The 21,361-nt window shown below is 34.2% G+C and carries 23 protein-coding genes; 16 read left to right on the top strand and 7 right to left on the bottom strand.

Translation table 11 applies throughout. The annotated features are described in order from the left end of the window. The first annotated feature begins 248 nt into the window (after positions 1 to 248). From BCR21_RS04945 to BCR21_RS04905, 10 genes are all read left to right on the top strand, one after another. Positions 249 to 1,169 carry an ABC transporter substrate-binding protein gene (locus BCR21_RS04945; RefSeq protein WP_069645378.1) on the top strand — a complete coding sequence of 307 codons (921 nt, stop codon included), beginning with the start codon at positions 249 to 251 and terminating at the stop codon, positions 1,167 to 1,169. Between the two features lie 14 nt (positions 1,170 to 1,183). Beyond that, positions 1,184 to 1,588, top strand: a complete 405-nt coding sequence (locus BCR21_RS17265) for an aspartate/glutamate racemase family protein (RefSeq protein WP_205684823.1) — start codon at positions 1,184 to 1,186, stop codon at positions 1,586 to 1,588. Between the two features lie 32 nt (positions 1,589 to 1,620). Further along, entirely contained in the window at positions 1,621 to 1,905 is a 285-nt protein-coding gene (locus BCR21_RS17260; protein WP_205684822.1) for an aspartate/glutamate racemase family protein, read from the top strand. Positions 1,906 to 1,922: 17 nt separating this feature from the next. After that, on the top strand, positions 1,923 to 3,161 hold the full coding sequence (locus BCR21_RS04935; RefSeq protein WP_069645377.1) for a dicarboxylate/amino acid:cation symporter: 1,239 nt from the start codon (positions 1,923 to 1,925) through the stop codon (positions 3,159 to 3,161). A gap of 225 nt (positions 3,162 to 3,386) precedes the next feature. Then, a complete protein-coding gene (locus BCR21_RS04930) occupies positions 3,387 to 4,358 on the top strand; it encodes a DUF1002 domain-containing protein (RefSeq protein ID WP_069645376.1) in 972 nt (323 codons plus the stop codon). A 197-nt stretch (positions 4,359 to 4,555) separates the two neighbouring features. Beyond that, positions 4,556 to 4,975: a GNAT family N-acetyltransferase gene (locus tag BCR21_RS04925; protein WP_069645375.1), complete on the top strand. Its 420-nt coding sequence runs from the start codon at positions 4,556 to 4,558 to the stop codon at positions 4,973 to 4,975. A gap of 3 nt (positions 4,976 to 4,978) precedes the next feature. Next, entirely contained in the window at positions 4,979 to 5,962 is a 984-nt protein-coding gene (locus BCR21_RS04920; RefSeq protein WP_069645374.1) for an AraC family transcriptional regulator, read from the top strand. Between the two features lie 188 nt (positions 5,963 to 6,150). Then, a complete protein-coding gene (locus tag BCR21_RS04915) occupies positions 6,151 to 7,446 on the top strand; it encodes an MFS transporter (protein ID WP_069645373.1) in 1,296 nt (431 codons plus the stop codon). 67 nt (positions 7,447 to 7,513) lie between these two features. Next, entirely contained in the window at positions 7,514 to 9,097 is a 1,584-nt protein-coding gene (locus BCR21_RS04910) for an alpha-L-rhamnosidase-related protein (RefSeq protein ID WP_069645372.1), read from the top strand. A 20-nt stretch (positions 9,098 to 9,117) separates the two neighbouring features. Then, positions 9,118 to 10,473 (top strand): MFS transporter, encoded by a 1,356-nt coding sequence (locus BCR21_RS04905; RefSeq protein ID WP_069645371.1) that lies wholly within the window; start codon positions 9,118 to 9,120, stop codon positions 10,471 to 10,473. A 77-nt stretch (positions 10,474 to 10,550) separates the two neighbouring features. Here the strand turns inward: BCR21_RS04905 and BCR21_RS04900 are convergent, their stop codons facing one another. From BCR21_RS04900 to BCR21_RS04885, 4 genes are all read right to left on the bottom strand, one after another. Further along, the gene (locus BCR21_RS04900; RefSeq protein WP_069645370.1) at positions 10,551 to 11,192 is read right to left on the bottom strand and encodes an ABC transporter ATP-binding protein; all 642 of its coding nucleotides are present in this window, start codon (positions 11,190 to 11,192) and stop codon (positions 10,551 to 10,553) included. A 15-nt stretch (positions 11,193 to 11,207) separates the two neighbouring features. Further along, entirely contained in the window at positions 11,208 to 12,485 is a 1,278-nt protein-coding gene (locus BCR21_RS04895) for a hypothetical protein (protein ID WP_069645369.1), read from the bottom strand. Then, positions 12,469 to 13,413 carry a hypothetical protein gene (locus tag BCR21_RS04890; RefSeq protein ID WP_069645368.1) on the bottom strand — a complete coding sequence of 315 codons (945 nt, stop codon included), beginning with the start codon at positions 13,411 to 13,413 and terminating at the stop codon, positions 12,469 to 12,471. The genes BCR21_RS04895 and BCR21_RS04890 overlap by 17 nt, the downstream gene beginning before the upstream one ends. A 118-nt stretch (positions 13,414 to 13,531) precedes the next feature. After that, positions 13,532 to 13,909, bottom strand: a complete 378-nt coding sequence (locus BCR21_RS04885) for a hypothetical protein (protein ID WP_240488062.1) — start codon at positions 13,907 to 13,909, stop codon at positions 13,532 to 13,534. A 199-nt stretch (positions 13,910 to 14,108) separates the two neighbouring features. On the opposite strand from BCR21_RS04885, the gene BCR21_RS04880 reads away from it, so the two are divergent. Continuing rightward, positions 14,109 to 14,564, top strand: coding sequence for a hypothetical protein (locus BCR21_RS04880; RefSeq protein WP_069645367.1), 456 nt, complete (start codon positions 14,109 to 14,111; stop codon positions 14,562 to 14,564). Between the two features lie 146 nt (positions 14,565 to 14,710). On the opposite strand, the gene BCR21_RS04875 is transcribed toward BCR21_RS04880, so the two are convergent. Then, positions 14,711 to 15,256 (bottom strand): ClbS/DfsB family four-helix bundle protein, encoded by a 546-nt coding sequence (locus BCR21_RS04875; RefSeq protein ID WP_069645366.1) that lies wholly within the window; start codon positions 15,254 to 15,256, stop codon positions 14,711 to 14,713. A 67-nt stretch (positions 15,257 to 15,323) separates the two neighbouring features. Beyond that, positions 15,324 to 16,229, bottom strand: coding sequence for a helix-turn-helix transcriptional regulator (locus tag BCR21_RS04870; protein WP_069645365.1), 906 nt, complete (start codon positions 16,227 to 16,229; stop codon positions 15,324 to 15,326). A 129-nt stretch (positions 16,230 to 16,358) separates the two neighbouring features. On the opposite strand from BCR21_RS04870, the gene BCR21_RS04865 reads away from it, so the two are divergent. From BCR21_RS04865 to tig, 4 genes are all read left to right on the top strand, one after another. Then, positions 16,359 to 16,616 carry an AbrB/MazE/SpoVT family DNA-binding domain-containing protein gene (locus BCR21_RS04865; protein WP_069645364.1) on the top strand — a complete coding sequence of 86 codons (258 nt, stop codon included), beginning with the start codon at positions 16,359 to 16,361 and terminating at the stop codon, positions 16,614 to 16,616. A gap of 103 nt (positions 16,617 to 16,719) precedes the next feature. Continuing rightward, positions 16,720 to 17,025, top strand: coding sequence for a hypothetical protein (locus BCR21_RS17190; protein WP_069645363.1), 306 nt, complete (start codon positions 16,720 to 16,722; stop codon positions 17,023 to 17,025). A 146-nt stretch (positions 17,026 to 17,171) separates the two neighbouring features. Then, positions 17,172 to 17,357 carry a hypothetical protein gene (locus tag BCR21_RS16590; protein ID WP_069645362.1) on the top strand — a complete coding sequence of 62 codons (186 nt, stop codon included), beginning with the start codon at positions 17,172 to 17,174 and terminating at the stop codon, positions 17,355 to 17,357. 224 nt (positions 17,358 to 17,581) lie between these two features. Next, complete coding sequence (gene tig / locus BCR21_RS04850) at positions 17,582 to 18,865, top strand: trigger factor (RefSeq protein WP_069645361.1); 1,284 nt, start codon at positions 17,582 to 17,584, stop codon at positions 18,863 to 18,865. 83 nt (positions 18,866 to 18,948) lie between these two features. Here tig and BCR21_RS04845 read toward each other — a convergent pair whose 3' ends face one another. After that, complete coding sequence (locus BCR21_RS04845) at positions 18,949 to 19,812, bottom strand: alpha/beta hydrolase (RefSeq protein WP_069645360.1); 864 nt, start codon at positions 19,810 to 19,812, stop codon at positions 18,949 to 18,951. A 319-nt stretch (positions 19,813 to 20,131) separates the two neighbouring features. Here BCR21_RS04845 and allC point away from each other — a divergent pair, with 319 nt between their 5' ends. Next, a complete protein-coding gene (allC, locus tag BCR21_RS04840) occupies positions 20,132 to 21,358 on the top strand; it encodes an allantoate deiminase (RefSeq protein ID WP_069645359.1) in 1,227 nt (408 codons plus the stop codon). Positions 21,359 to 21,361 lie beyond the last annotated feature (3 nt).

The raw sequence follows: 21,361 nt of genomic DNA, 5'->3' as shown, positions 1-21,361 counted from the left end.
TCAATGAAATAGAGTTGGATAGCGCTTACTATCAATTTATAGTCAGTTAGAAAAATATATCTAGAAGTACAAAAATTCAAGAAATTACTTATTTGAATTTGAGTTGGAAAAATATCGTGTTTGATTCTGTAGTTACAAAATATCAGCTTAAACAGGCCGATACAAAAATTGTAATAAAAGAGCACAGATGACTGGTAGTATCTATTACTATAAGCATATAAATATAATATAAAAGGAGAGTTCATAAATTGAGTACATTTAAGATTGCTGCAACAGGATTATCAATGAACTACATGCCACAGTATCTTGCAGAAGAACAAGGATTCTTTGATGAGCAAAAGCTTAACATTTCTTCATATTTACCTGATCCTTGGACAAATGGGCTTGATGATTTAGAAAATAGAAAGGCAGATGTTGTTTTAGGTGGAATGTGGTTGCCTATGATTTATTGTCAGAATAGTCAAAAGTACACGTCAGTTGCAAAAATAGCATCAAAGTGTCCATTAGTTATTCTTTCAAGAGAAAGAATAACAGGGGGATTTGATTGGAGAAATTTAGAAGGAAAAAGAGTACTTGTTTCAGGAGGCGACGGAGCAGGTCATTATTTAATGACTGTCGGTAGCGCACGAGAAGGCGGTGCTGATCCAAGTAAAATTCGGTTTATCCATGATTTTTCAACCTCTATGATTTGTGATCTTTTTGAAAAAGGGTTTGGTGATTTTGTTGTTGTCCAACCAGATATTGCTCATTCTATGATTGATCGACAGGTAGGGTTTAATTTCTGTGATTTAACTAGCAAAGGGAGCAATATACCGTGGAGTGTTTATTACAGTTTACCTGGCATAGTAGAAAATAAATTAGTAGAATTTGAAAAATTCGCTGTTGGTCTTCAAAAAGGAACTTCTTTTTTATTAGAACATGGAGGGGAAGCTTGTAGAAAGATCATTAGACAGAATTGGCCTGCAATTTCTGTAGATGATGGTATTAAGACGATTGATATGTTTATCAAAGAGGGAATGTGGCATCCGACAATCAATATTGAGCGTCAAGAAGTTGATCGGTGGCAAGAGTATTTGATACTAGGAGATGTGCTGGATCAAAAAATAGCATATGAACAGTTAGTTGATAGTAGACCTTATCTATATTCTAAAAATAAATTAATGTTATGAAAAAGGAGATTCAAATGAAAATTATTGTGGCTAATCCAAATAGTAATACAGAATTAACGGAAGTTTTAATGAAATCAGCAGAAAAAGGATTGAATGATTCCTCTACAGAATTGATTTCATATACGAATCCAAAAGGTTCTAAGCATATAGACTGTACTTTTGGTGATTATCAATCTGTTTGGTCGTTTGTACGGGGATTACTGGATTATACCGAGGAAGTTAAACCAGATGCAATTGTATTAGCTGGATTTGGAAATTTTGGATTTTTTGCCTTAAAAGAAGCATTAGATATTCCAGTCATATCGATTGCAGAAGGATCACAAGTTATTGCCACTATGCTAGGGCATAAATACTCAATTTTAACTGTTTTCAAACAAAATATACCTTATCAAGAAGACCTTACACATTTACTACTTTAGAAGGAAAACTTGCATCTGTACGAGGGATTGAGATGGATACGGAAAATGTGAACGTAAACAACACTGTAAAAGAATCGTTAAAAAACACGATCATCAAAATGATCGAAGAAGACGGTGCAGAGGCAATTGTATTAGGTGGTGCTAGATTTGCTATGTATGCTGATTCATTAAGTGAAGAAATAGGAGTTCCAGTTATAGATCCTGTTTCAGTATCAGTAAAATTAGCTAAGTTGTTTGTAGAGTGTAATCTATCGCAGAGTAAGATTGGTAAATTTAATTATCCACCGCAAAAAATTAGTGACTATTTTGTTGACTGAAAAGGAGTAGGGGTAAAATGATTTTAAATAAAATAAAGAACTCTAGTTTATCTACAAGAATTGTTATAGGATCTATCATCGGATTGATCATAGGTTTTGTAATAGGGGAAAATGCTGAAAGTTTAAAATTTTTAGGTGATATCTTTTTGAGATCCGTGAAGATGTGCGTACCGCTGTTAATTTTTTGCTCCATTGTTGAAGCAACGGCTTCCTTACCTTTGAAGGAACTAAAGACAGTTGGACTTAAAACATTGAGCGTATTTTTTGTCAGTACTTCTCTGGCGGCTATTTTATCGATTATAGCAGTCAAACTAATTCCGATTAATCTAACCTTAACTGCGCCAGATTCAGATGCATATAAAGGGGCGGTTGCTGGTGGTAATATTCAAGAAACCATTGTAAATTTTATTCCAGATAATGCAGTTGGTGCGCTTGCAGATGGTGTGATCGTTCAAATTATTGTTTTTGCAGCATTATTTGGAATTTCTGTAAATATAATGAAAGAAAGTTTTGAAAGTGTGAATGCACTTTATGAGTTAATATTAGGCTTAAGGAAAGTAATTATGAAAATCGTTTCAATTGTGATGATTTATGCACCAATTGGGATTTCTGCGATGCTAGCCGGTGTAATTGGAACGAGTGGGGTAGATGCATTGAAATCACTTGTTCAGGTACTTATAATCGTGAGTGTATTAGATATTATTTTCTTTGTTTTGTATACACTTTATATTGCTATAAGGTACCGATTAAGTATTATTAAACTTCTTAAAAATAGCCTAAATATCATGTTAATAGCTGTGACGACAACTTCTTCGGCTATAACATTACCAGTATCTTTGGGTGATGTACCTAAAAAAATGGGCGTTAAAGAACGAATATCTGATTTTGTTTTGCCTTTGGGGAATGCCTTGAATACAAATGGTTCGCCAATCTCTAATATTGTTTCTGCTGTAGCTTGTGCATCTATATTTGATATCCAATTTACAACACAAAATCTTATTTTGTTAGGAGTATTTTCAGTCGTTGCATCTTTCGGAAATCCAGGTGTTCCAGGTGGTGGAATTGTTTCTATGGCAATTGTTTTTCAGATGATCGGTATTCCGATTGAAGGGGTAGCTATTTTTGCAGGTTTAGATTATTTTTATTCTTTGACAAGGGCACCCCTGAATGTGATGGGAAATGTTTATTCATCAATTATTGTTGGGATTAAATCGGATGAATTTGATAGAGAAGTTTTTGAATCAAATGCTATCTAGAATGAGTTATCATGAGTATTCCAAATTTAGTTTATAAGGAATTAGGACAACAGCATCTAATGTCGAACTATAGTTCAAATGTGTTTATGATGGATTTATTCTCAAAAACGGACATATTTTTAAATAGGTAAAGATAATAAAATTTTCTTAAAACTGAGCATACTTAAGGAATAACTAAAAGTATTGTTGTATAGTAATCATCAAGTAAATCTTTAGGAGGTTACTATGAAACATACACAAAAAAGACTCGCTGTAGCAATGACAGTACTTTTAATTTCTACAGGTTTATACAATGGAAAAACAGCATTTGCGACGACACAAGGTAGTACAGTAGAAAGTACTTCAGTAAGTTCTAGCAATACAGAAACCACTCAAAGCTCTGAACAAGCATTACAGATTAATGCAGTAGCTTTAGGTAATGCACTGACTCAAGAGCAAAAAGACTATACATTGAAAGAACTAGGTATTAAAGGCGAAACACCACAATACACAACGACAGGACAAGATCTGATGAGTTTTATTCCTGATGGTGGCTTCACACCAGAATGGGCGGTATACAGTTCTGTTCGCATGGAAACGCAGAAAAAAGGTTCTGGAATATCTGTAGATATTGCGACACCTAAAAATATCACGAAAATTACAGAAGCCCAATATCAAAATGCAGCACTAACAGCCGGAATCTCAGATGCTAAGCTGACTGTTGCATCAGCTGTACCAATCGATGGTTCTGGTGCATTAGCAGGTGTTTATAAAATTGTCGAAGAATCTGGTGGAATCATCAATAGAGATCGTGTAGGTGTAGCACAAGATGAAATGGACGTACTCTCTAAAATCACGGAAGAAAATAAAGACAAAGCTGGATATTCTGATAAAGCTTTAAATGCAGCACAAGAGCAAGCGAAAAAAGAACTTGCAACAAAAACTGCCGATGGTAAAAATTTAACCCAAGCTGACATTCAGCAAACCGTTGAAAGTGCGTTGCAAAGTCAAGGGATCAAAGATGTCATGTCAACAGATCAGGTCAAAGAATTAACGACGTTGATGAGTGATATGAAGGATAAAAACATTTTTGAAGACTTTGTGAATCAATTAGATTTGTCTAAAACGAAAGAGCAAATTCAGGAGAAATCTAAAGGACTTTGGGAGAATATTAAAGGATTCTTTAGTGGGCTTTGGGATTCTGTTACTGGAAAATAAAATAAGCAAAGTTTGATGAGGTTGGGACAGGAGTTGCTTCTGCTCCCATCGTTTATCCGGATTCCTTGAGGCTGGGATGTGACTCGTAGAGTTATGTTTCAGCCTCATTTTTTTGTAAGTATGAATAATTAAGAAATGGAAAATACTTTTTATTGTATAATAAATCTATAAACCTGTATGAAAGAGGGATACCAAGTATGATACGTTTTGCAACATTAATGGATCTAGATTTTTTAGCGATGCATGATACTCACATATCTCAAGAAAGACTACACTTAGCTATTGAGGAAAATAGAATTCTGATTATTGAAGAAAACGAATTGATTGGCTGGCTTAGGTTTAGTTTCTTTTGGGAGTCTATTCCTTTTGTGGATATGTTATTTATCTTGGAACCTTTCAGACGTAAACAATATGGGACAGAATTAATGCATTTTCTTGAACGTGAAATGATCATTCAAGGGTTTAAAGAACTGATGCTGTCAACTTCCAGTGAAGAGTATTCACAACATTTATATCTTAAATTAGGGTTTAAAACAGTGGGAGGATTTTTTCCGACAAATGAGCCTTATGAAATAATGATGATAAAAAAAATGATCAGGAAAATAGAGAGAGGATAAGTGATGAATTTTGAAGAATTAAAAATCAAACTATGGCAGGAAAACAAGATCGAGCAAGAACAGCGCTTGGAAGGACATAATGTCAACGATCAGCATCTACCTTTTGAAGAAATAGCTATTCCTAAAATGCCGGAAGCTAATTTTTTTACTGATGGCAATATCTTTATCAATAAGCATCATCGTTACTCTGAAATGCCTGCTCATACCCATGAATTTGTTGAATTTAATTATATGCTTTCAGGTCATTGTGTCCAGTATGTCAATGAGCAACGTATTGATTTGCAAGAAGGCGAAATTCTTTTGATGGATAAAGATATCGTACAACGAATTGATCCGTTGGGGAAAGATGATATTTTGATCAACATTTTATTAAAAGGAGATTCAATAACAACAGGAATAATCGTCAATATGGTGAAATCGAATGGTCTAGTCAATGAATTTTTACTAAGCGCTTCTAATGATTATAGCGATCATAATGCCTTTATTTATTTTCGATCTGGTCAGAAAAAAGAGGTACAAGAAATCGTTCATAAAATGATTCTCGAATATTATCAAAAAGAAAACTATTATATGCGTTCAATCAATTTGCTATTGTCTTTACTTATGATCGAGCTGACGCGGGTGATCGAAGCAGATAGTCTAGAAAATTCTCAAGAGCAAGATGAAGAAATTTTAACGATTCTTCGTTATATTGAAAGTCATTTTACTGCATTAACATTATCGGATCTAGCGAAGTTTTTTGGCTACAACTCTAATTATATGAGTAATAAACTAAAAAAGGAGACAGGCTACTCCTTCCAAAAGTTAATCAATAATATGCGTTACCAAACGGCATTAGATCTACTGAGAGAAACGGATAAGACTTTAGAAGAAATCGCTCATGATATAGGCTTTGACTCGGTACCTTCTTTGTATAAATTATTCAGTAAGTATACCGATCAAACGCCGAAAACAGTAAAAAGCGTATTAAATAAAGGACAAAATTAAATTAGTTGAACAGTAACTTCTAACAGTTGTTAGAGGTTATTTTTATATCTGTGATTTGGCAAAGAAATGTGTGTGATTTCGCTATAGTAGAAACATGATAATACGCTTACAATTGTATTTATTAACAGAATAAGTAATCAGTTGAATCAATTGACTACTTGTTAAAAGAGTAGAGGAGCGTGACGATCATGAGTAAACAAAATGGATCAAATTCAGCGTTGGTGAAAGAATACTCGCCATTAGCAACAGCAGCTGGAATCGGTTCGATGTTAGGGTCAGGATGTATTGTTGGATTATCAGCAACCATTCCAGTTTGGCAACAGGGATTGAATTTAACAACAGGACAAGTCGGAATTATTTCAGGTGGTTTAACGTTTGCTATCGCATTCGGATCATTATTTGCAGGACAGATCACCAAGGGATTTGGGTTGATTCGATCATTTAACTGGTTAAACCTTTTTTATGCAATCGGAGCTGCAATTTGTATTTTGTCGAACAGTTTTGCGATGTTATTAGCGGGTGTGATTGTGATGGGCTTTTCTTCTGGTGCCGACTTGCCAATCAGTTTGACTGTCGTGTCTCATGATGCACCGGATGAAACAACTTCTGCAAGTTTAGTCTCATCGACACAAATTTTCTGGCAAATAGGCGTTTTTATTTCTTATATTTGTTCTTTTCTTTTGTCGGGGATTCAAGGTGTACTTGGAGCTAGAATTGTATTTGGCATTCTTTTTGGTTTCGCAATTATTACATGGTTATGGCGCAGTTTTTCAAGTAAATTCAAACGGTTTCATGACGAAGGCGCAGCTCGTCAAGCTTTACAAAAATCTGCTACTTCTGATTCACAAGAAGTTTCATTTAAAACGGTATTATTTGGAAAAAATAAAAATAAATATTTAGGCTTCTTTTTCGCTATTTTGATTTTCTACGTGTGCTGGAATTTATTAGCAAATACCTGGGGACAATTCCAAACCTATGCGTTAACAAATGCTGGAGCTAGCCAAATGCAAGCGACTGGCTTAGGAATTATTTTAAATGTGGTTTCTCTTGTGACAACAATTATTTTTGCATCGATCGCAGGTGGAAAATACCGTAATAAAGCTTTCTTTATTGGCGCATTTGTTCAATTTGCAGCAATGCTGGGCATGGCTATGATTGGTGGCGGTGCTGGTTTTATCGCATTGGCAATTACGATCGCTTTTTATAACTTTGGGAATCCTTTGGCAGGTGAAGCAATTTATAAAGTTTGGACACAAGAATCATTTCCAGCTGAAACGCGTGCTTCATTACAAGGGTTTATCAATGGCTTTTCTAGAATGTGTTGTGGACTCTTCGCTTTTGTGACTCCATTTTTAGTGGCACCAGACAGAATTCAAACGTCGATGTATGGTTTTGCTGGAATTGTGTTGTTGGCAACAATTGCAGGAATAGTTATGATGCGGTTACAAAAGAAATATAAAGTAGCACAAGATACTCAAAAATAACTCACAGAGCTCTCCCGACTGTCTAGGTTAGGAGTACTCTTTTAAGAAGATAATGGAGGAAATAAAAATGGCTTTTACGTTTCAAATCAATGATGATGTTGTCTGGAATCGAAATGAACGGTTGCTTAAGAAAGCAGAAATGAACATGCCTAAACTGATTCACACAGAAATCCAACCGACTAGGCTCGTCGAGATCGTCGCGGATAATCATTTTATCAATGGATTTAAAGCGGTTACTAGTGAGAGAGAAATCAGTAAGCTTTCAGAATATGGATTGAAACGTGATGAAAAATTGGTGTTAGATCTAGGCGATCATTATGTTGGAAAATTTACGATAGATATTGATTCTATTGGTTCACCAATGGATGCACCGTTATATTTACATTTAAAATTTGCTGAAGTACCAGCAGAAATCATGGCTGAATCGAAAGAATATGATGGTTGGTTGTCTAAATCATGGATTCAAGAGGAGTTTGTGCATATTGATGTATTGCCAGTGACCTTGGAAATGCCTCGTCGATACAGTTGCCGCTATATTGAGCTTGAAGTGATCGATACCTCACCAAAATGGCAAGCTAGTTTTTGCAACCCAACATTTATTGCGGAAAGTTCAGTTACATTGGATGACGTTGAGAAAATTGAACTGGCGGATGAACAGTTACAAGCAATCCATGATGTTTCCGTTAAAACCTTACAAGATTGTATGCAAACAGTTTTTGAAGATGGACCCAAACGAGATCGTCGCCTTTGGATTGGAGATTTACGTCTCCAAGCTTTGGCCAATTATGCAACCTTTGATGATGTAGCATTAGTGAAACGATGTCTGTATTTGTTTGGTGGAATGACCACAGAAGAAGGGAAGATTCCGGCAAATGTCTTTACGGCACCTAGCTTGATTCCAGATGATACGTTTTTGTTTGATTATAGTTTATTCTTTGCAGTGATTTTATTCGATTATGTCAAACATACAAATGATAAAGAAGTGATGGAAGATCTTTATACAGTGGCTAAAAAACAAATCGATTTCGCTTTAAAACAGGTAGATGAAGCTGGCCGATTAGTTTTAGATGAAGCGTGGCCTGTATTCATTGATTGGTCAAATGAATTTGATAAAGCAACCGCAGGACAAGCTGTATTTATCTATACGCTGAAACGATTTATTGAATTGGCGCACCAAACAAACGATCAAGACTTGAATATTTATCAAACAGCTTTGGAAAATATGGAAACTTTTGCTAAAGAAAAGCTATTCGATCAGAAAAAACAACAATTTATCGTAGAAGGAACTGACGAAATCAATGTAGCAAGTCAAGTTTGGATGGTTTTAGCGCAAGTAATGAATGAGCAAACAAACAAGGAAATCATGACAGAAGCAATCCGTACGCAATTTCCAATCACAGGTATTGCTACACCTTATATGTATCATCATATTGTGGAAGCGTTATTTGTCGCTGGACTTACAACCGATGGTGAAAAACTGATGAAAAACTATTGGGGCAAAATGATCGAGATGGGTGCGGATACCTTTTGGGAAGCGTTCAAATTAGAAGACCCTGATTTTTCGCCTTATGGTAGTCCAATCATCAATAGTTATTGTCATGCCTGGAGTTGTACGCCGGCGTATTTGATTAAAGATTATCTCTTTAACTAGTTGATAAGGAAGTGGAAAAAATGGATGTGTTAAATGAACAGACCAAACCAATGTCTAAATGGCGTCAGCGAATCGGTTACGGTGTTTCTGATTTAGCTTGTAATTTGATTTGGCAGATGATTTCATTGTATCTATTGTTTTTTTACACTGATATCATGGAATTAAGTGCGGCATCGGTTAGTTTGATGTTTGTACTGACAAGATTTGCGGATGGTATTACGGATTTGCTCGTCGGGTATTTGATCGATCATACTAATACACGCTGGGGAAAATCTAGGCCGTATTTTCTTTATGGTGCGATTCCTTTTGCTCTATTTGCTTTCTTGTGTTTTAATGTTCCCAATATTTCAGCGACAGGGAAACTTGTATATGCTTATATTACGTACTTTGGACTTTCGTGTGCGTATACGTTGGTGAATGTGCCGATGGCTTCGATTCTACCTAGCTTGACCAATGATGCAAATGAGCGGACGGCGTTATCGACTTCCCGTAAGTTTTTTGGATTTTTAGGTGCAACGATCGTTAGCTCAACAGCACTAACCCTTGTAAATCGCTTAGGTCATGGGAATCAAATTGTCGGCTTTAGACTGGTTATGGCGATTTTTGGAATTATTGGTTGTGGTTTGTTCTTTTTCACTTTCTTTAATGTGCGAGAACTTCCAGTGGTTTCAACGGAAAAAGTTTCTCTAAAAAATGTTCTTTCATCATTAAGAAAAAATAAACCGTGGTTGATTTTTGCGTTGAATATTTTGTTTATGTGGACAGGATTTTTTATTCAAACAAGTGCGTTGGTGTATTATTTTGCGGTGGTTGTAAAAAGTCAAGGTTTATCGATCACGGTTGCAACAATCATGTCAATCGTGCCGATGTTTGCTAATTTTTTAGTTCCAATTATTGCAAAGCGTTTAGGCAAACGAAATCTGTATATCTCAGCTTCTCTGGTTCAAATGTTTGGCTTGTTGATTATGCTGATCGCAGGTGTAGATCATGCTGTGATTTTAGTGGGAGCATTCATTTCAGCGATTGGCTATGGAATGAAAGAGAGTATTTACTTTTCAATGCAGGCTGATCCAGTTGATTATGGTGAGTGGAAAACTGGGTTGAATGTTTCTGGTTCGTTATCAGCGATCAATGGCTTTTTAGGGAAAGTCGCTCAGGCTATAGCTGGTGGAATTGCTGGTGCATTTTTAGCTTGGGGGAATTATCGACCCGGCTTAACTGTTCAAAGTAGTCAAGCGATCGTGGCGATCAAGGCGATGTATTTGTATATTCCAATGTTTTTGATTGTTTGTTCAGTTGTGACGATGTTGTTTTATCAGTTGGATCGGATTTATCCGGAGATTAAAAGAGAGTTGGAGGAGCAACGTAATAAATAATGAAATTATGGAACATAGTTCTTGCTATGTTCCATAATTTTATTTTAAATCTCAGAAACCCGTAATGATATGTAGTGTCAAATTAATCTCTTATTTTCTAATACATATTTTCCGTCGCAAACATTAGCTACAGCATCACTATGGGTAACCATAATCAATTTGGTTCCTAGAGCTTGAATAGTTTTAAACAAATCAAGAATCTCTAGTTCAGTTTGTTCGTCTAAAGCACCAGTGGGTTCATCAGCCAACAGGATTTTTGGTTTTTTAATAAGTGCTCTCGCTATAGCAACTCTTTGCGCTTCCCCACCAGAGATTTCAGAAATTTTTTTCGTGCTATATTTAGACAGTCCTACTAAACTCAATATTTCTTTAATTTCTTTTGTTGAGTTTCTAGATTTTTCTGTTAATCCAAGTTGAATATTGGCTTGAATGTTTCTATCATACAATAAATTGTAATTTTGCGTGATAATACCAATATTGTCTTTTCTAAACTTTATGTTTTTTTTCGGGTCTTTGCTAACAATGAGACCATTAAATTTATAAAGACCAGTATATCTAGTATCAAAGCCAGCTAATATTTTTAATAATGTTGTTTTTCCAGAACCACTTCGTCCTTGAATAGCTACAGACTGATGATTATTCAATGCAAAGTTCAAATTATCGAAAAGTAATACATTTGTTTGCGGTATTTTCTTTTGTATATCCTGTAATTGAATCAAGTAAATCAACTCCTATCAGTAGAAATCATTAAAACTAGAGCGTATATCTTTATTTAGAAAATAGTTCATCAATCCAATATCCAGCAGTGAAAACAGAAACATGCCAACAACTATACTAAGGAAAAACAGACGAATTTGAATGGAAAATAGAAAGTAAAAGATAACGAAGATTACGAATAACAAAACATTTCCAACAGTTACATCTAATACGATTAAAGTATTTAATTGTTTGATCGATTCGCCGTTAGCATAGGATAGGTAATATCTGCTTTGTCTGTGTAAGTACATCCTATACGTTAGAAAATGTACGATGGCTAAAAGACAAATTGTGATACAAAGAAATATTGAGATCAATAATGTTTTATTGTAATTGATTAATTCATACATTCTATTGTATTGCAGAGTAAAGGTTGGTACTCCAAGTAAAGTGTAGTCATAAAATCCAGTTTCTTTTGCTATGCTTGAGAGCTGTTTAGTCAAGTAGTCTAGGCCTTTGTTTTGTTTTACGCTGATATCTCCATTTAGCATGGCAAAATAGAGCATACCAACAAATTCCTTATTTTCATTAGATACATTTCCTAATTTTTCAGGATAAGGAACAATAATATAGTCATCTAAGTATTTGTTCAAATCATTTTTATAAAACACAGAGGTATTTTCCTTTAAGAAACCAATTATTTTAAAATCAAATGGCTTTAAATAGAAACTTCCTTTAATGGTTTCACCCAAACTGTAACTCTTTTTATAATTTGAACCTAACAATACCGGTAATGTATGATTATCTATGTTTATGTCATTCCAAGGAAATAAAGCCTCATTTTCAGTTTCAAGATTATAGTAATCAAAGAAATTTTTACTGACTTGAAAGGATTTGGCATCAAAAACTTCTTTTTTAGTCATTGGATCAATATAATTACCAATGATCTCTGTATCAGTCCCATATGCTTCATTGAATTCTATTGTTCCTTTAAAGTTTTCTATTTGTAGAGGCTGATCAAAGGAGGAAATAAAATCTATGTTTTTGTTTGTATTTAGCTTTTCATAGAATGATTTCACAGTAGATAATAATTCTTTTGATTGCCTGAAGTTATAAAAAGCATCAGGTTCAGTTAGTGTATCGGTTAATGTATATAGTTCTTTATTGGAAGCCTCATCAAGATTACTGTTTAGTTCTAGATTCATATTTACAGTAAATAACAAAAATAGATAGATGAGCATGAAAAAGACAGCAAGAATAGTAGTTTTTAATAAAATAAGAAAACCATTTTTTTTGAAATTATAGAATAACTCCATTTAAATTGCTCCTTTCGTCTTTGATGAAGAAGCATGTGAAGCTAAAACACATCAATAACAGATGAATAAAAAGAAATTTGAAAATAAAGAAATACTGAATGGAAATGATTTTAAACAAAGGTAAAATCAGTAAACAAAAAAATACAGGAATGATGCAAGTAGACAGTAAATAAAACAAATTCGATTTATATTTTGTAAATGTAGATGTACCTAAGATATACTTAATACAATTTTCTTTTTTTAAATCAGTAAAAATAAGATAAGCAATTAAAACTGTACTCATAATTATTATAAATAGTGTCAGGGAATAAATAAGAGGAGAAAAATAATCACTATTTACTTTTCTATCTAATCCCATATTCTTTTGATAGGAATCATTTTTCCCAAATGTATCTTGGTAAATAGTATTAATTTTTCTACCATCAATAGCTAGGTAAGTGGTTGGCATGCTGAAAAGAGAGGAATCGTTGATTAATACAGAATTATCTAAAAAACTAGGGTTCGTAAGACCTAAATAGCCAATAACTTTATATTTTTCGTTGTTGTACTGATAATATGTGCAATTATTTTCTGAAATAGTAGCAACATCTTTCCCAATTAAAGCTTCTTTAGAATTAGATGTTGAGAAAAAAGAGCCATTTTTTATCGGAAAATATTGCTCAGAATAATTTTTTGAAAAGTATCCTCGTACTTCGTCATTATTTTTACTTTCTAGAGGAATAAACACGCTAAGATCGGCTGAGGCTTTGAATTTGTCTTCAACTATTGTTTGGAATGTCTCTTTTACAAATAGATGATCTTTTGAATACAAATCATTGCTCTCAAAAAATAATTTATCCTGCTGTCTTTGATATTCGTTGACAAATATAAGCAATAAATAAGTGCAGAGGATCAATAAATTTGAGATTAAGAATCGTTGTTTTTTCATTGGCCACCTCACGTTTACTAGTTAATACTAATTATAGTAAAAGCTATTGTGTTAGGGAAAATAACTATCCTAACATCAATAGCTTTTTGGTGATATCTAAATTGTAGCGATGAGAATTTTATCTTCCATAATAAGTTCTTGCAGCAGCTGTATCTTCACCGTTTGAAATTCTGTACCAAGGTGAAGCAGCTTCAGTTCCGTTCCAACCATATTTTCGATTGGAAGTGGTTAAAACAGTCCCGCCACGGTGTTTTTCCATTCGAGCAGTAGTATAGTGGTAAACCCCTTTCCAGGTTGTCCAGCCATGAGCTCTGTATGCAGTGTTTCCGGAGATGACTGTGTTTTCTCTTTTGCCTCTATGATTAACAGCAGCACGAGTTAGGATTACATGTGGGTTTAAATAGTTACCGTCTTCTTCTGACCAACCACCGATTTCTTCAGCATTCGTAGATATAGGAATAAAAGTAAGACCAATCGTAACAACAACAAACGACAAATAAATTTTTCACGATAAAAACATCTTTTCTTATTTTATACAAGAATAATATTATAAAAAAGAGTTTGGTGTCAACTGGTTTTTGAATATTCTGTCTTTTTTCTCAATTAAGTGATGAAGCAATTTATGCCATCATTATTGAATTTATCTAGATTTCACGCAAATTTTTTATACTATATAAGAAGAAGGAGAATTTTAAATGGGTAAACGAATGAGACTTCTTTTAGAAGCTGATTTTAATTTTTTTAAGTACAGTATTGTGAAAAAGACGGTGTTTGTTCTTTTCATAGTTAGTTGCTTTATGTTAATCGTTATTGCAACAAGTAGTACAACAAATCGTTTCTTAGATACAGAATACGAACCAGTTGCGTTTGTAATAAGTTTTTTAGTAAGTTGGTTTGTTTTTAGTTCGTTGTTTGAAAGGCTGTATAAAAAATTATTTTCTAAGAGAGTTAGAATTTTATCTGGTCAAAGTTTCATAAAGCTTTGGATAAATAAAGAAGAAATACTTATTAAAAAAGGACAAATTACCAATATAAAAGCACAGGTTAGTTCGCATAGAACACAATATGGTGGGCGGTCAACTAGTACAAAGTTAATTATTTATACCACGATGGGGAAGTTTCATTTTACGAGTGATCAAGCAGTTTTTTAGGTAGATGAGGTTTTGAAAGTTGTGCCTTCAATCAAAAGAAAATGAGCATACAACAGGATGGGGTTATTTTAAAATATACTAAGATTTAAGGGGAAACGCATCGACGGATGACTCTGCCCTTTAATCCTAGTATATTTTTTGTACAATTATTTTTCTGGCGATTTGATATGCTTTCTAATTTTTTTTATCGCCCATTCATAGTGACTAGAAGTTGCAGAAACACAATAACTTCCTAGGGTAGAAGTTCCAGTCCAAGGAAGAGTATTTTTTGCAAATAACTCTTCACTCGTAAAAGCTTCAATCATTTTTAAAACATCAGTATGGCTATTTTTAAGGAGTTGCTTTGCTTCATTTAAGGATGTATTTTGGTGTTTTTCGATAAACTCTTCATTGAGTTTACCATAAGTTCTCCAATTATATGGAGCAGGTATGAATGGTTTTGCTTCTCCTTTTTGATTAGATGTTACCCAGTTTAAGAGCAACTGATGCCATTCATATAAATGGATCAAGACATCTCGCAAATTCTGATCCCGTTGCCAATGGGCTTCTTTTCTTTTTTTTAAAAACTCTTCATTAAATACAAATACGGCATTCTGCTTTTTATCATCCATAGAATCAATAAGTTGCCATAATGTTGAAAACTGTTCGTCTGCTGTTGTGATCAAATCTATTTTTGTTGTAGGTCTTGACATGGTGCTCACGCTCCTTTGTGTTTGTACCCTCATAGTATCATATATAAGGTGACAACTATCTGTCACCTTATATATCTAAATAATTTTTCTTCATTGCTTCAATATGAGTGAGTAACTTTTTTTTCACATGTGACGGTGAAATAACTTTAACTGAAGCGCCTAGAGATAGGAGAAAGGAGTATAACCAATCGTCTTCTGGTAATTGTGTATCCACAAGAAGGGATCCATCTTTGTTTTTTTGACTATCACTTACATTAAACTCATCATATACTCTAAAAGCACTCTCTTTTGAGAATAAAAGTGTTAAGTGCAACAGAGCTGAGCTAGTTTCTTCTTCAAGCGTTGGAACTGTAAAATTTTTCCTAGAAAAAAATTCATCGAGTATTTTCATATGAATCATTCTATTGATTTTATATGTTCTATAATTTTGATTTATTGTACAATAGGCTTGAAGATACCAAGCTTTAGATTTAAAGAGTAATTTTAATGGGTAAACTGTTTTTAAACTCGTCGATCCATAAGAGTTCGCATAAGTAAAAGAAATAACTTTTTCTGAAAGAACAGCGTTTTTCAAAAATTCAAATTTTTTATTGTCTGGATCGGTTTTGCCCCAACGAGAAAAATCTACTTCAATCCAGTTAGTGTCTGTTTTTCTAAATAGTGCTTGTAGCTTTGATAAAATGTCTGCAGAATCTAAATGCTGCGTCGTAGCTAAACTTTGAAGGGCAAAGAGAATTTGATCTTGTTCATCTGTTGAAATAATGGTTTTGTTTAGTACATAATTATCAAGTAGTGAAATACCTCCGCCTTTACCTTTAGAAGTATAGATTGGAATACCTGCGATAGACAAGGCTTCTATATCACGTAGGATCGTTCTTTTTGAGACTTCAAAATAGCTAGCTAACTCGTTGGCTGTAATCTTTTTTCTTTCGAGTAGAAGATAGACGATTTCAAACATTCTGTTTAGTTTCATGATTTATCACCTTCTTGTTTTAGAGTATCTAATTTAAGGTTATTATATCATGAGAGAAAAATATTTTTTTGAAGTTGAGAAAGTTGGAAGAGTGTAACGTTGATAAATAAGATCAGGAAGGAACTAAAAATGACTGAAACAATAAGAAAATCTAAACAAATAAGAAAGAATGGCAGTATATATATCACATCTTTGCCTAAAGAAGTAATCCAAGTATTGTCTCTAAATGAAGGTGATAGACTAGATTTTATTATTCGTGATGGACAAGTCACATTAGAAAAATCTTTAGCGATCAAATTAGAAAATGTTCCTAATAGATTGTCTGATGATATAGACTTTTTTATGAATAAGTATGATCAAGTCTTTAAAAAATTGGTTGAGAAATGAGAAAGTATTTAACTTGTAGAAGGAGTTGTTTCTCGGTTAAAAAAAATGTTTCAACAATCAAAATAAATAGTATAGTTTTTAATACATTTAGTTTTTGAACTGGGTGAGCTTTTTTATATTATATAGTTTAAATGGTGACCAACGATCATTTTCAGATTTATTATGCAATGGTAAACAAGAAAGCAACCTTCAAGAAGAGAATCAGGCTGCTATATTTCTTGAAACGGAAGCAGATGTTACTGAGCCAATAGTAGATATACAAGAGATTGAGGCTGAAAGTCCTATTGTAAGTGACTCTATAGGAGGATATCAAAGTGATAAGCAACCATTCTTGACTATTGATGAAAAACCTGGAATAGAGAAGCTTCTAAATGATTTTGCTGAAAAAATGAAGAGTGTGATGAAGTAAAATGTTTTCATGCGTTAAAAGAATTCTCTTATGAACACATTTTTCAGACAAAGACTATATTAGATCAAGAAGTTCTGGGGTTTAACATTATCAATCGACTATTAGATGAATTTGTCCCTGTTGTCTTGAAATATGATAAAGAACCGATGAACAAATATGAAGAACGATTATTCAACAACTTACCTAGAAGCGCAGAAGAGTTGTACAAGAGAGAAACAGAAGGTTGTTCAGAATCAGATAAAGAGTATTACCGCTTGAAGATGGCAGTTGATTTTGTCTGTAATATGACGGATGGCTATGCTAAAAAACTACATGATACGTTGTTTAATTAATAATGGTTGTAATGGAGGGAAAGAAGCTCTTTCGTTAATTTAACAACTAAGCGAGCTATTTTATGTAGCTGAAATAATAAATTTCAAAGCAGATCACAGAAAACTTTATTTTCTTCACATTCTTCTCACCTAAAATGTTTACATTTACCAAGCTATAGTGTACTATTTAAAGGTATGCATAGCATAAATTCATGTATAAAATTAAGTTATTCGGAGGGAAACAAATGTCTGCGAAATTTGAAAAAAAAGGCACCAATGATGGTGTGTTAACTTTTTCAGTTGATCAAACTCTAATTGAAAAAGGCTTGAAACAAGCATTCGATAAAGTCAAAAAAAATCTTAACGTTCCAGGATTCCGTAAAGGAAAAGTGTCACGTCAGGTATTCAACCGTATGTACGGCGAAGAAGCATTGTATGAAGATGCTTTGAACGCAGTTTTACCAGAAGTATACGAAGCAGCTGTTAAAGAAGCTGGAATCGACCCTGTAGCTCAACCTAAAATTGATGTTGAAAGCATGAATAAAGGTGAAGATTGGGTTGTGACGGCTGAAGTGACTGTAAAACCTGAAGTTAAATTAGGCGAATACAAAAACTTAACAGTTGAAAAACAAGACCGTGAAGTAACAGACGAAGACGTAGATGCACGCATCCAACGTGAATTAGAAGCGCAAGCTGAACTAGTAATCAAAGAAGACGAAGCAGCTGTTGATGGCGATACTGTCGTAATCGACTTTGAAGGATTCAAAGACGGAGAAGCTTTTGAAGGCGGAAAAGGTGAAAACTATTCTCTTGAATTAGGTTCTAACTCTTTCATCCCTGGCTTTGAAGAACAATTAGTTGGTAAAAAAGCTGGAGAAGATGTTGAAGTAAAAGTAACATTCCCAGAAGATTACCAAGCAGAAGATTTAGCTGGTAAAGAAGCTGTTTTCCAAGTGAAAGTTCACGAAGTGAAAGCAAAAGAATTACCAACTTTAGATGATGAATTTGCAAAAGACGTTGACGATTCAGTAGAATCATTAGACGAATTAAAAGAAAAATACCGTAAAGAATTAACAGAAGCGAAAGAAACTGCTGCAACAGAAGCAAAAGACGAAGCTGCGATCCGTCAAGCTGTTGATAATGCAGAAATCGTTGATCTTCCACATGTAATGGTACATGACGAAGTTCACCGTTCAATGGATGAATTCTTAAACAACATGCAACGTCAAGGAATCGCTCCAGATATGTACTATCAATTAACTGGAACAACAGAAGCTGACTTGCACAAACAATTCGAAGCAGAAGCAGAAGTTCGTACGAAAACAAATCTTGTGATCGAAGAAATCGCTAAAGCTGAAAACATTGAAGTATCTCAAGAAGATATGGACAATGAAATCAAAGAGTTATCTGAACAATACAATATGCCGATCGATCAAGTTAAAAAAGTCTTAACAGAAGACATGTTAAAACATGATATCCGCATGAAACGTGCAGTAGAAGTGATTACTGAAACTGCAACTGAAAAATAAAAAGCAATTTTAAAAGACATTCCTGAGTAATCCGGAATGTCTTTTTTTACTATATTATATAGAAGAGCATGATTATGTTAAAATCAAGTAGAGGTTAATGTTTTATCAAGCCATGCAATCAGAGCTTGATAAACTTGAAGCCCTTCACTTTTAGTTATATCACCATCAAAATCATGAGGGAGATTTTCAACTTCTTCATACGTAACATTTAGGATTTTATTGCTGGCAATGCGTGATGCTTCAACTGGCACATCTTGATCAGCTGAGCTATGAGCTAGAAATGTAGGCGGAAGCTCAGTAAGTTCTGTTTCGGTTAGACTAAAATCTTCTTTTTCACTTGGCGTATTGACTAGATAACTCAACCAATTACCAAATTGGCGACCAGATAAATAAAGTGAAAAGCGCTCATTAATAGAGACTTCAGTGATAGGTCTAGATTGGATCAACCCTTGAGCAGCTAAAGGTGCAATCTTAGGAAATTGATTGTAATAACCGCTAGGCTGGCTGAAAGTCGGATCAGTCAAATCATAATAACCATAAAAACTGATCAGCCCTTTTTGCTCCTCGAAACGATGACGGGCAGATAATAAATAGGTAAGAAAACCACCAGCAGAACGGCCAAAAAGGAAGTAATTTGAATTTTCTAGACCCAAAATCGTTTTGTAATTTTTCAAGAACCAATCAATTGCTTCTTTTAAGCAAGTGACAATAGTAGGAAGTTTGACTTCAGGTGCCAATGGATAATCAACAGTCAACAAGTTATAACCATTTTTGGTTAAGAGCTCGCAATAAGTTTCTGGTAAATCATCTCTAGTTCCATAGAGAAGTCCGCCGCCATGAAAGTAGATGAGTGTGGCTTTAGTAGAAGAATCATTTTGATTTGAGTAAAAGGTCATGGATAAATCTAAATCATCCAGATTATTATAAAGAAATGTTTGTTTTATCATAAAAAGTCCTCCTAATCTTAAATAGGTAATAATGGAACATTGTGTACTTTTCAATATCAACAAGCAATGTTCCTTTCAAGCTTGGCAGAAAAATATGAATTTGGCTCTTTTAAGTCATACTACTATTCTATCTTTTTTTCAAAGATTAGCCTATGAATATAAATAATTTCACTAACTTATTTCTATTTTAACTCAAATACTACCAGCTATTATGTTTAATGCGCACAAAGATAGGAGTTAATTTGTGAAATGTGGATAGTGTATGAAAACGGGCAACCGCTTACAATGATTATGATAATAAAAGAGGGAGATGTATCAAATGGACTTAAAAAAAGTTTTACAAGAAAATATCGATCACTTATCAAGTATTGGCAACGACCCAACCGGTGGGATGACACGTTTATTGTATTCTGATTCTTGGTTGGAAGCGCAAAAATCTGTAAAAGAAAAATTAGAAACAATCGGCATGACCGCTTCATTTGATGAGATCGGTAACCTCTTTGGTAGATTAGAAGGAACTGACCATCCAGAAGAAACAATTTTATCTGGTTCTCACATTGATACTGTTGTTAACGGGGGAAACTTAGATGGTCAATTTGGTGTCATTGCAGCATATGTTGCAATTCAGTATTTACTTGAAACACACGGCAAACCAAAACGTTCATTAGAAGTTATCTCAATGGCAGAAGAAGAAGGTAGCCGTTTCCCTACAGTATTCTGGGGTAGTAAGAACTTTGTCGGTGAAGCGAAAAAAGAAGATGTTATTGAAATCGCTGACTTTGAAGGCTTGAAATTCGTTGAAGAAATGCAACGTCATGGTTTTGACTTTAGAGATGAAAATAAAGCTGCGAGAGATGATATCAAAGCGTTTGTAGAAATCCACATCGAACAAGGAACAGTACTAGAAAAAGAACAATTACAAATTGGTGTTGTAAATAATATCGCTGGACAAAGACGTTATACGATTGTCTTAAAAGGTGAAGCAAACCATGCGGGAACTACTCCGATGGGCTATCGTAAAGATGCCGTTTATGGTTTTGCTAAAATTTGTTCTGAAGCCATCGATCGTGCATTAGAAGTTGGCGATCCTCTTGTGTTAACATTTGGTAAAGTAGAACCAAAACCTAATACAGTTAACGTTGTTCCAGGAGAAGTGTTATTTACAATGGATTGCCGCCATACAGATAACGATGAGCTTCACGCATTTACACAAGAAATTGAACAATTGATGAGAGATATTGCAGCGAAACATGGTTTAGAAATCGATATCGATTTATGGATGGACGAAGCACCAGTTCCAATGAATGAAGAGATCGTAACAGCCATCGAAACAGCTGCTATTGCTGAAAATATGAAATACAAAGTCATGCATAGTGGAGCTGGACATGATTCTCAAATCATCGCACCAAATTTCCCAACAGCGATGATTTTTGTACCAAGTATCAATGGTATCAGCCATAATCCAGCCGAAGCAACAGATATCGATGATTTAGTCAACGGTGTCAAAGTTTTAGCTAGCACATTATACGAATTAGCTTATAAATAAAAG

It is taken from the genome of Enterococcus ureasiticus (genome assembly GCF_001730285.1).
GTDB classification, from domain to species: domain Bacteria; phylum Bacillota; class Bacilli; order Lactobacillales; family Enterococcaceae; genus Enterococcus_L; species Enterococcus_L ureasiticus.
This window is presented reverse-complemented; position numbering and strand designations above follow the sequence as displayed.

Excerpts from the sequence above, each read along its gene's own strand:
- BCR21_RS17265 (WP_205684823.1), top strand. The coding sequence starts at position 1,184 with ATGAAAATTATTGTGGCTAATCCAAATAGTAATACAGAATTAACGGAA.
- BCR21_RS17260 (WP_205684822.1), top strand. The coding sequence starts at position 1,621 with ATGGATACGGAAAATGTGAACGTAAACAACACTGTAAAAGAATCGTTA.
- BCR21_RS04935 (WP_069645377.1), top strand. The coding sequence starts at position 1,923 with ATGATTTTAAATAAAATAAAGAACTCTAGTTTATCTACAAGAATTGTT.
- BCR21_RS04930 (WP_069645376.1), top strand. The coding sequence starts at position 3,387 with ATGAAACATACACAAAAAAGACTCGCTGTAGCAATGACAGTACTTTTA.
- BCR21_RS04925 (WP_069645375.1), top strand. The coding sequence starts at position 4,556 with ATGATACGTTTTGCAACATTAATGGATCTAGATTTTTTAGCGATGCAT.
- BCR21_RS04920 (WP_069645374.1), top strand. The coding sequence starts at position 4,979 with ATGAATTTTGAAGAATTAAAAATCAAACTATGGCAGGAAAACAAGATC.
- BCR21_RS04915 (WP_069645373.1), top strand. The coding sequence starts at position 6,151 with ATGAGTAAACAAAATGGATCAAATTCAGCGTTGGTGAAAGAATACTCG.
- BCR21_RS04910 (WP_069645372.1), top strand. The coding sequence starts at position 7,514 with ATGGCTTTTACGTTTCAAATCAATGATGATGTTGTCTGGAATCGAAAT.
- BCR21_RS04905 (WP_069645371.1), top strand. The coding sequence starts at position 9,118 with ATGGATGTGTTAAATGAACAGACCAAACCAATGTCTAAATGGCGTCAG.
- BCR21_RS04895 (WP_069645369.1), bottom strand. The coding sequence starts at position 12,485 with ATGGAGTTATTCTATAATTTCAAAAAAAATGGTTTTCTTATTTTATTA.
- BCR21_RS04890 (WP_069645368.1), bottom strand. The coding sequence starts at position 13,413 with ATGAAAAAACAACGATTCTTAATCTCAAATTTATTGATCCTCTGCACT.
- BCR21_RS04880 (WP_069645367.1), top strand. The coding sequence starts at position 14,109 with ATGGGTAAACGAATGAGACTTCTTTTAGAAGCTGATTTTAATTTTTTT.
- BCR21_RS04875 (WP_069645366.1), bottom strand. The coding sequence starts at position 15,256 with ATGTCAAGACCTACAACAAAAATAGATTTGATCACAACAGCAGACGAA.
- BCR21_RS04870 (WP_069645365.1), bottom strand. The coding sequence starts at position 16,229 with ATGAAACTAAACAGAATGTTTGAAATCGTCTATCTTCTACTCGAAAGA.
- BCR21_RS04865 (WP_069645364.1), top strand. The coding sequence starts at position 16,359 with ATGACTGAAACAATAAGAAAATCTAAACAAATAAGAAAGAATGGCAGT.
- BCR21_RS16590 (WP_069645362.1), top strand. The coding sequence starts at position 17,172 with ATGAACAAATATGAAGAACGATTATTCAACAACTTACCTAGAAGCGCA.
- tig (WP_069645361.1), top strand. The coding sequence starts at position 17,582 with ATGTCTGCGAAATTTGAAAAAAAAGGCACCAATGATGGTGTGTTAACT.
- BCR21_RS04845 (WP_069645360.1), bottom strand. The coding sequence starts at position 19,812 with ATGATAAAACAAACATTTCTTTATAATAATCTGGATGATTTAGATTTA.
- allC (WP_069645359.1), top strand. The coding sequence starts at position 20,132 with ATGGACTTAAAAAAAGTTTTACAAGAAAATATCGATCACTTATCAAGT.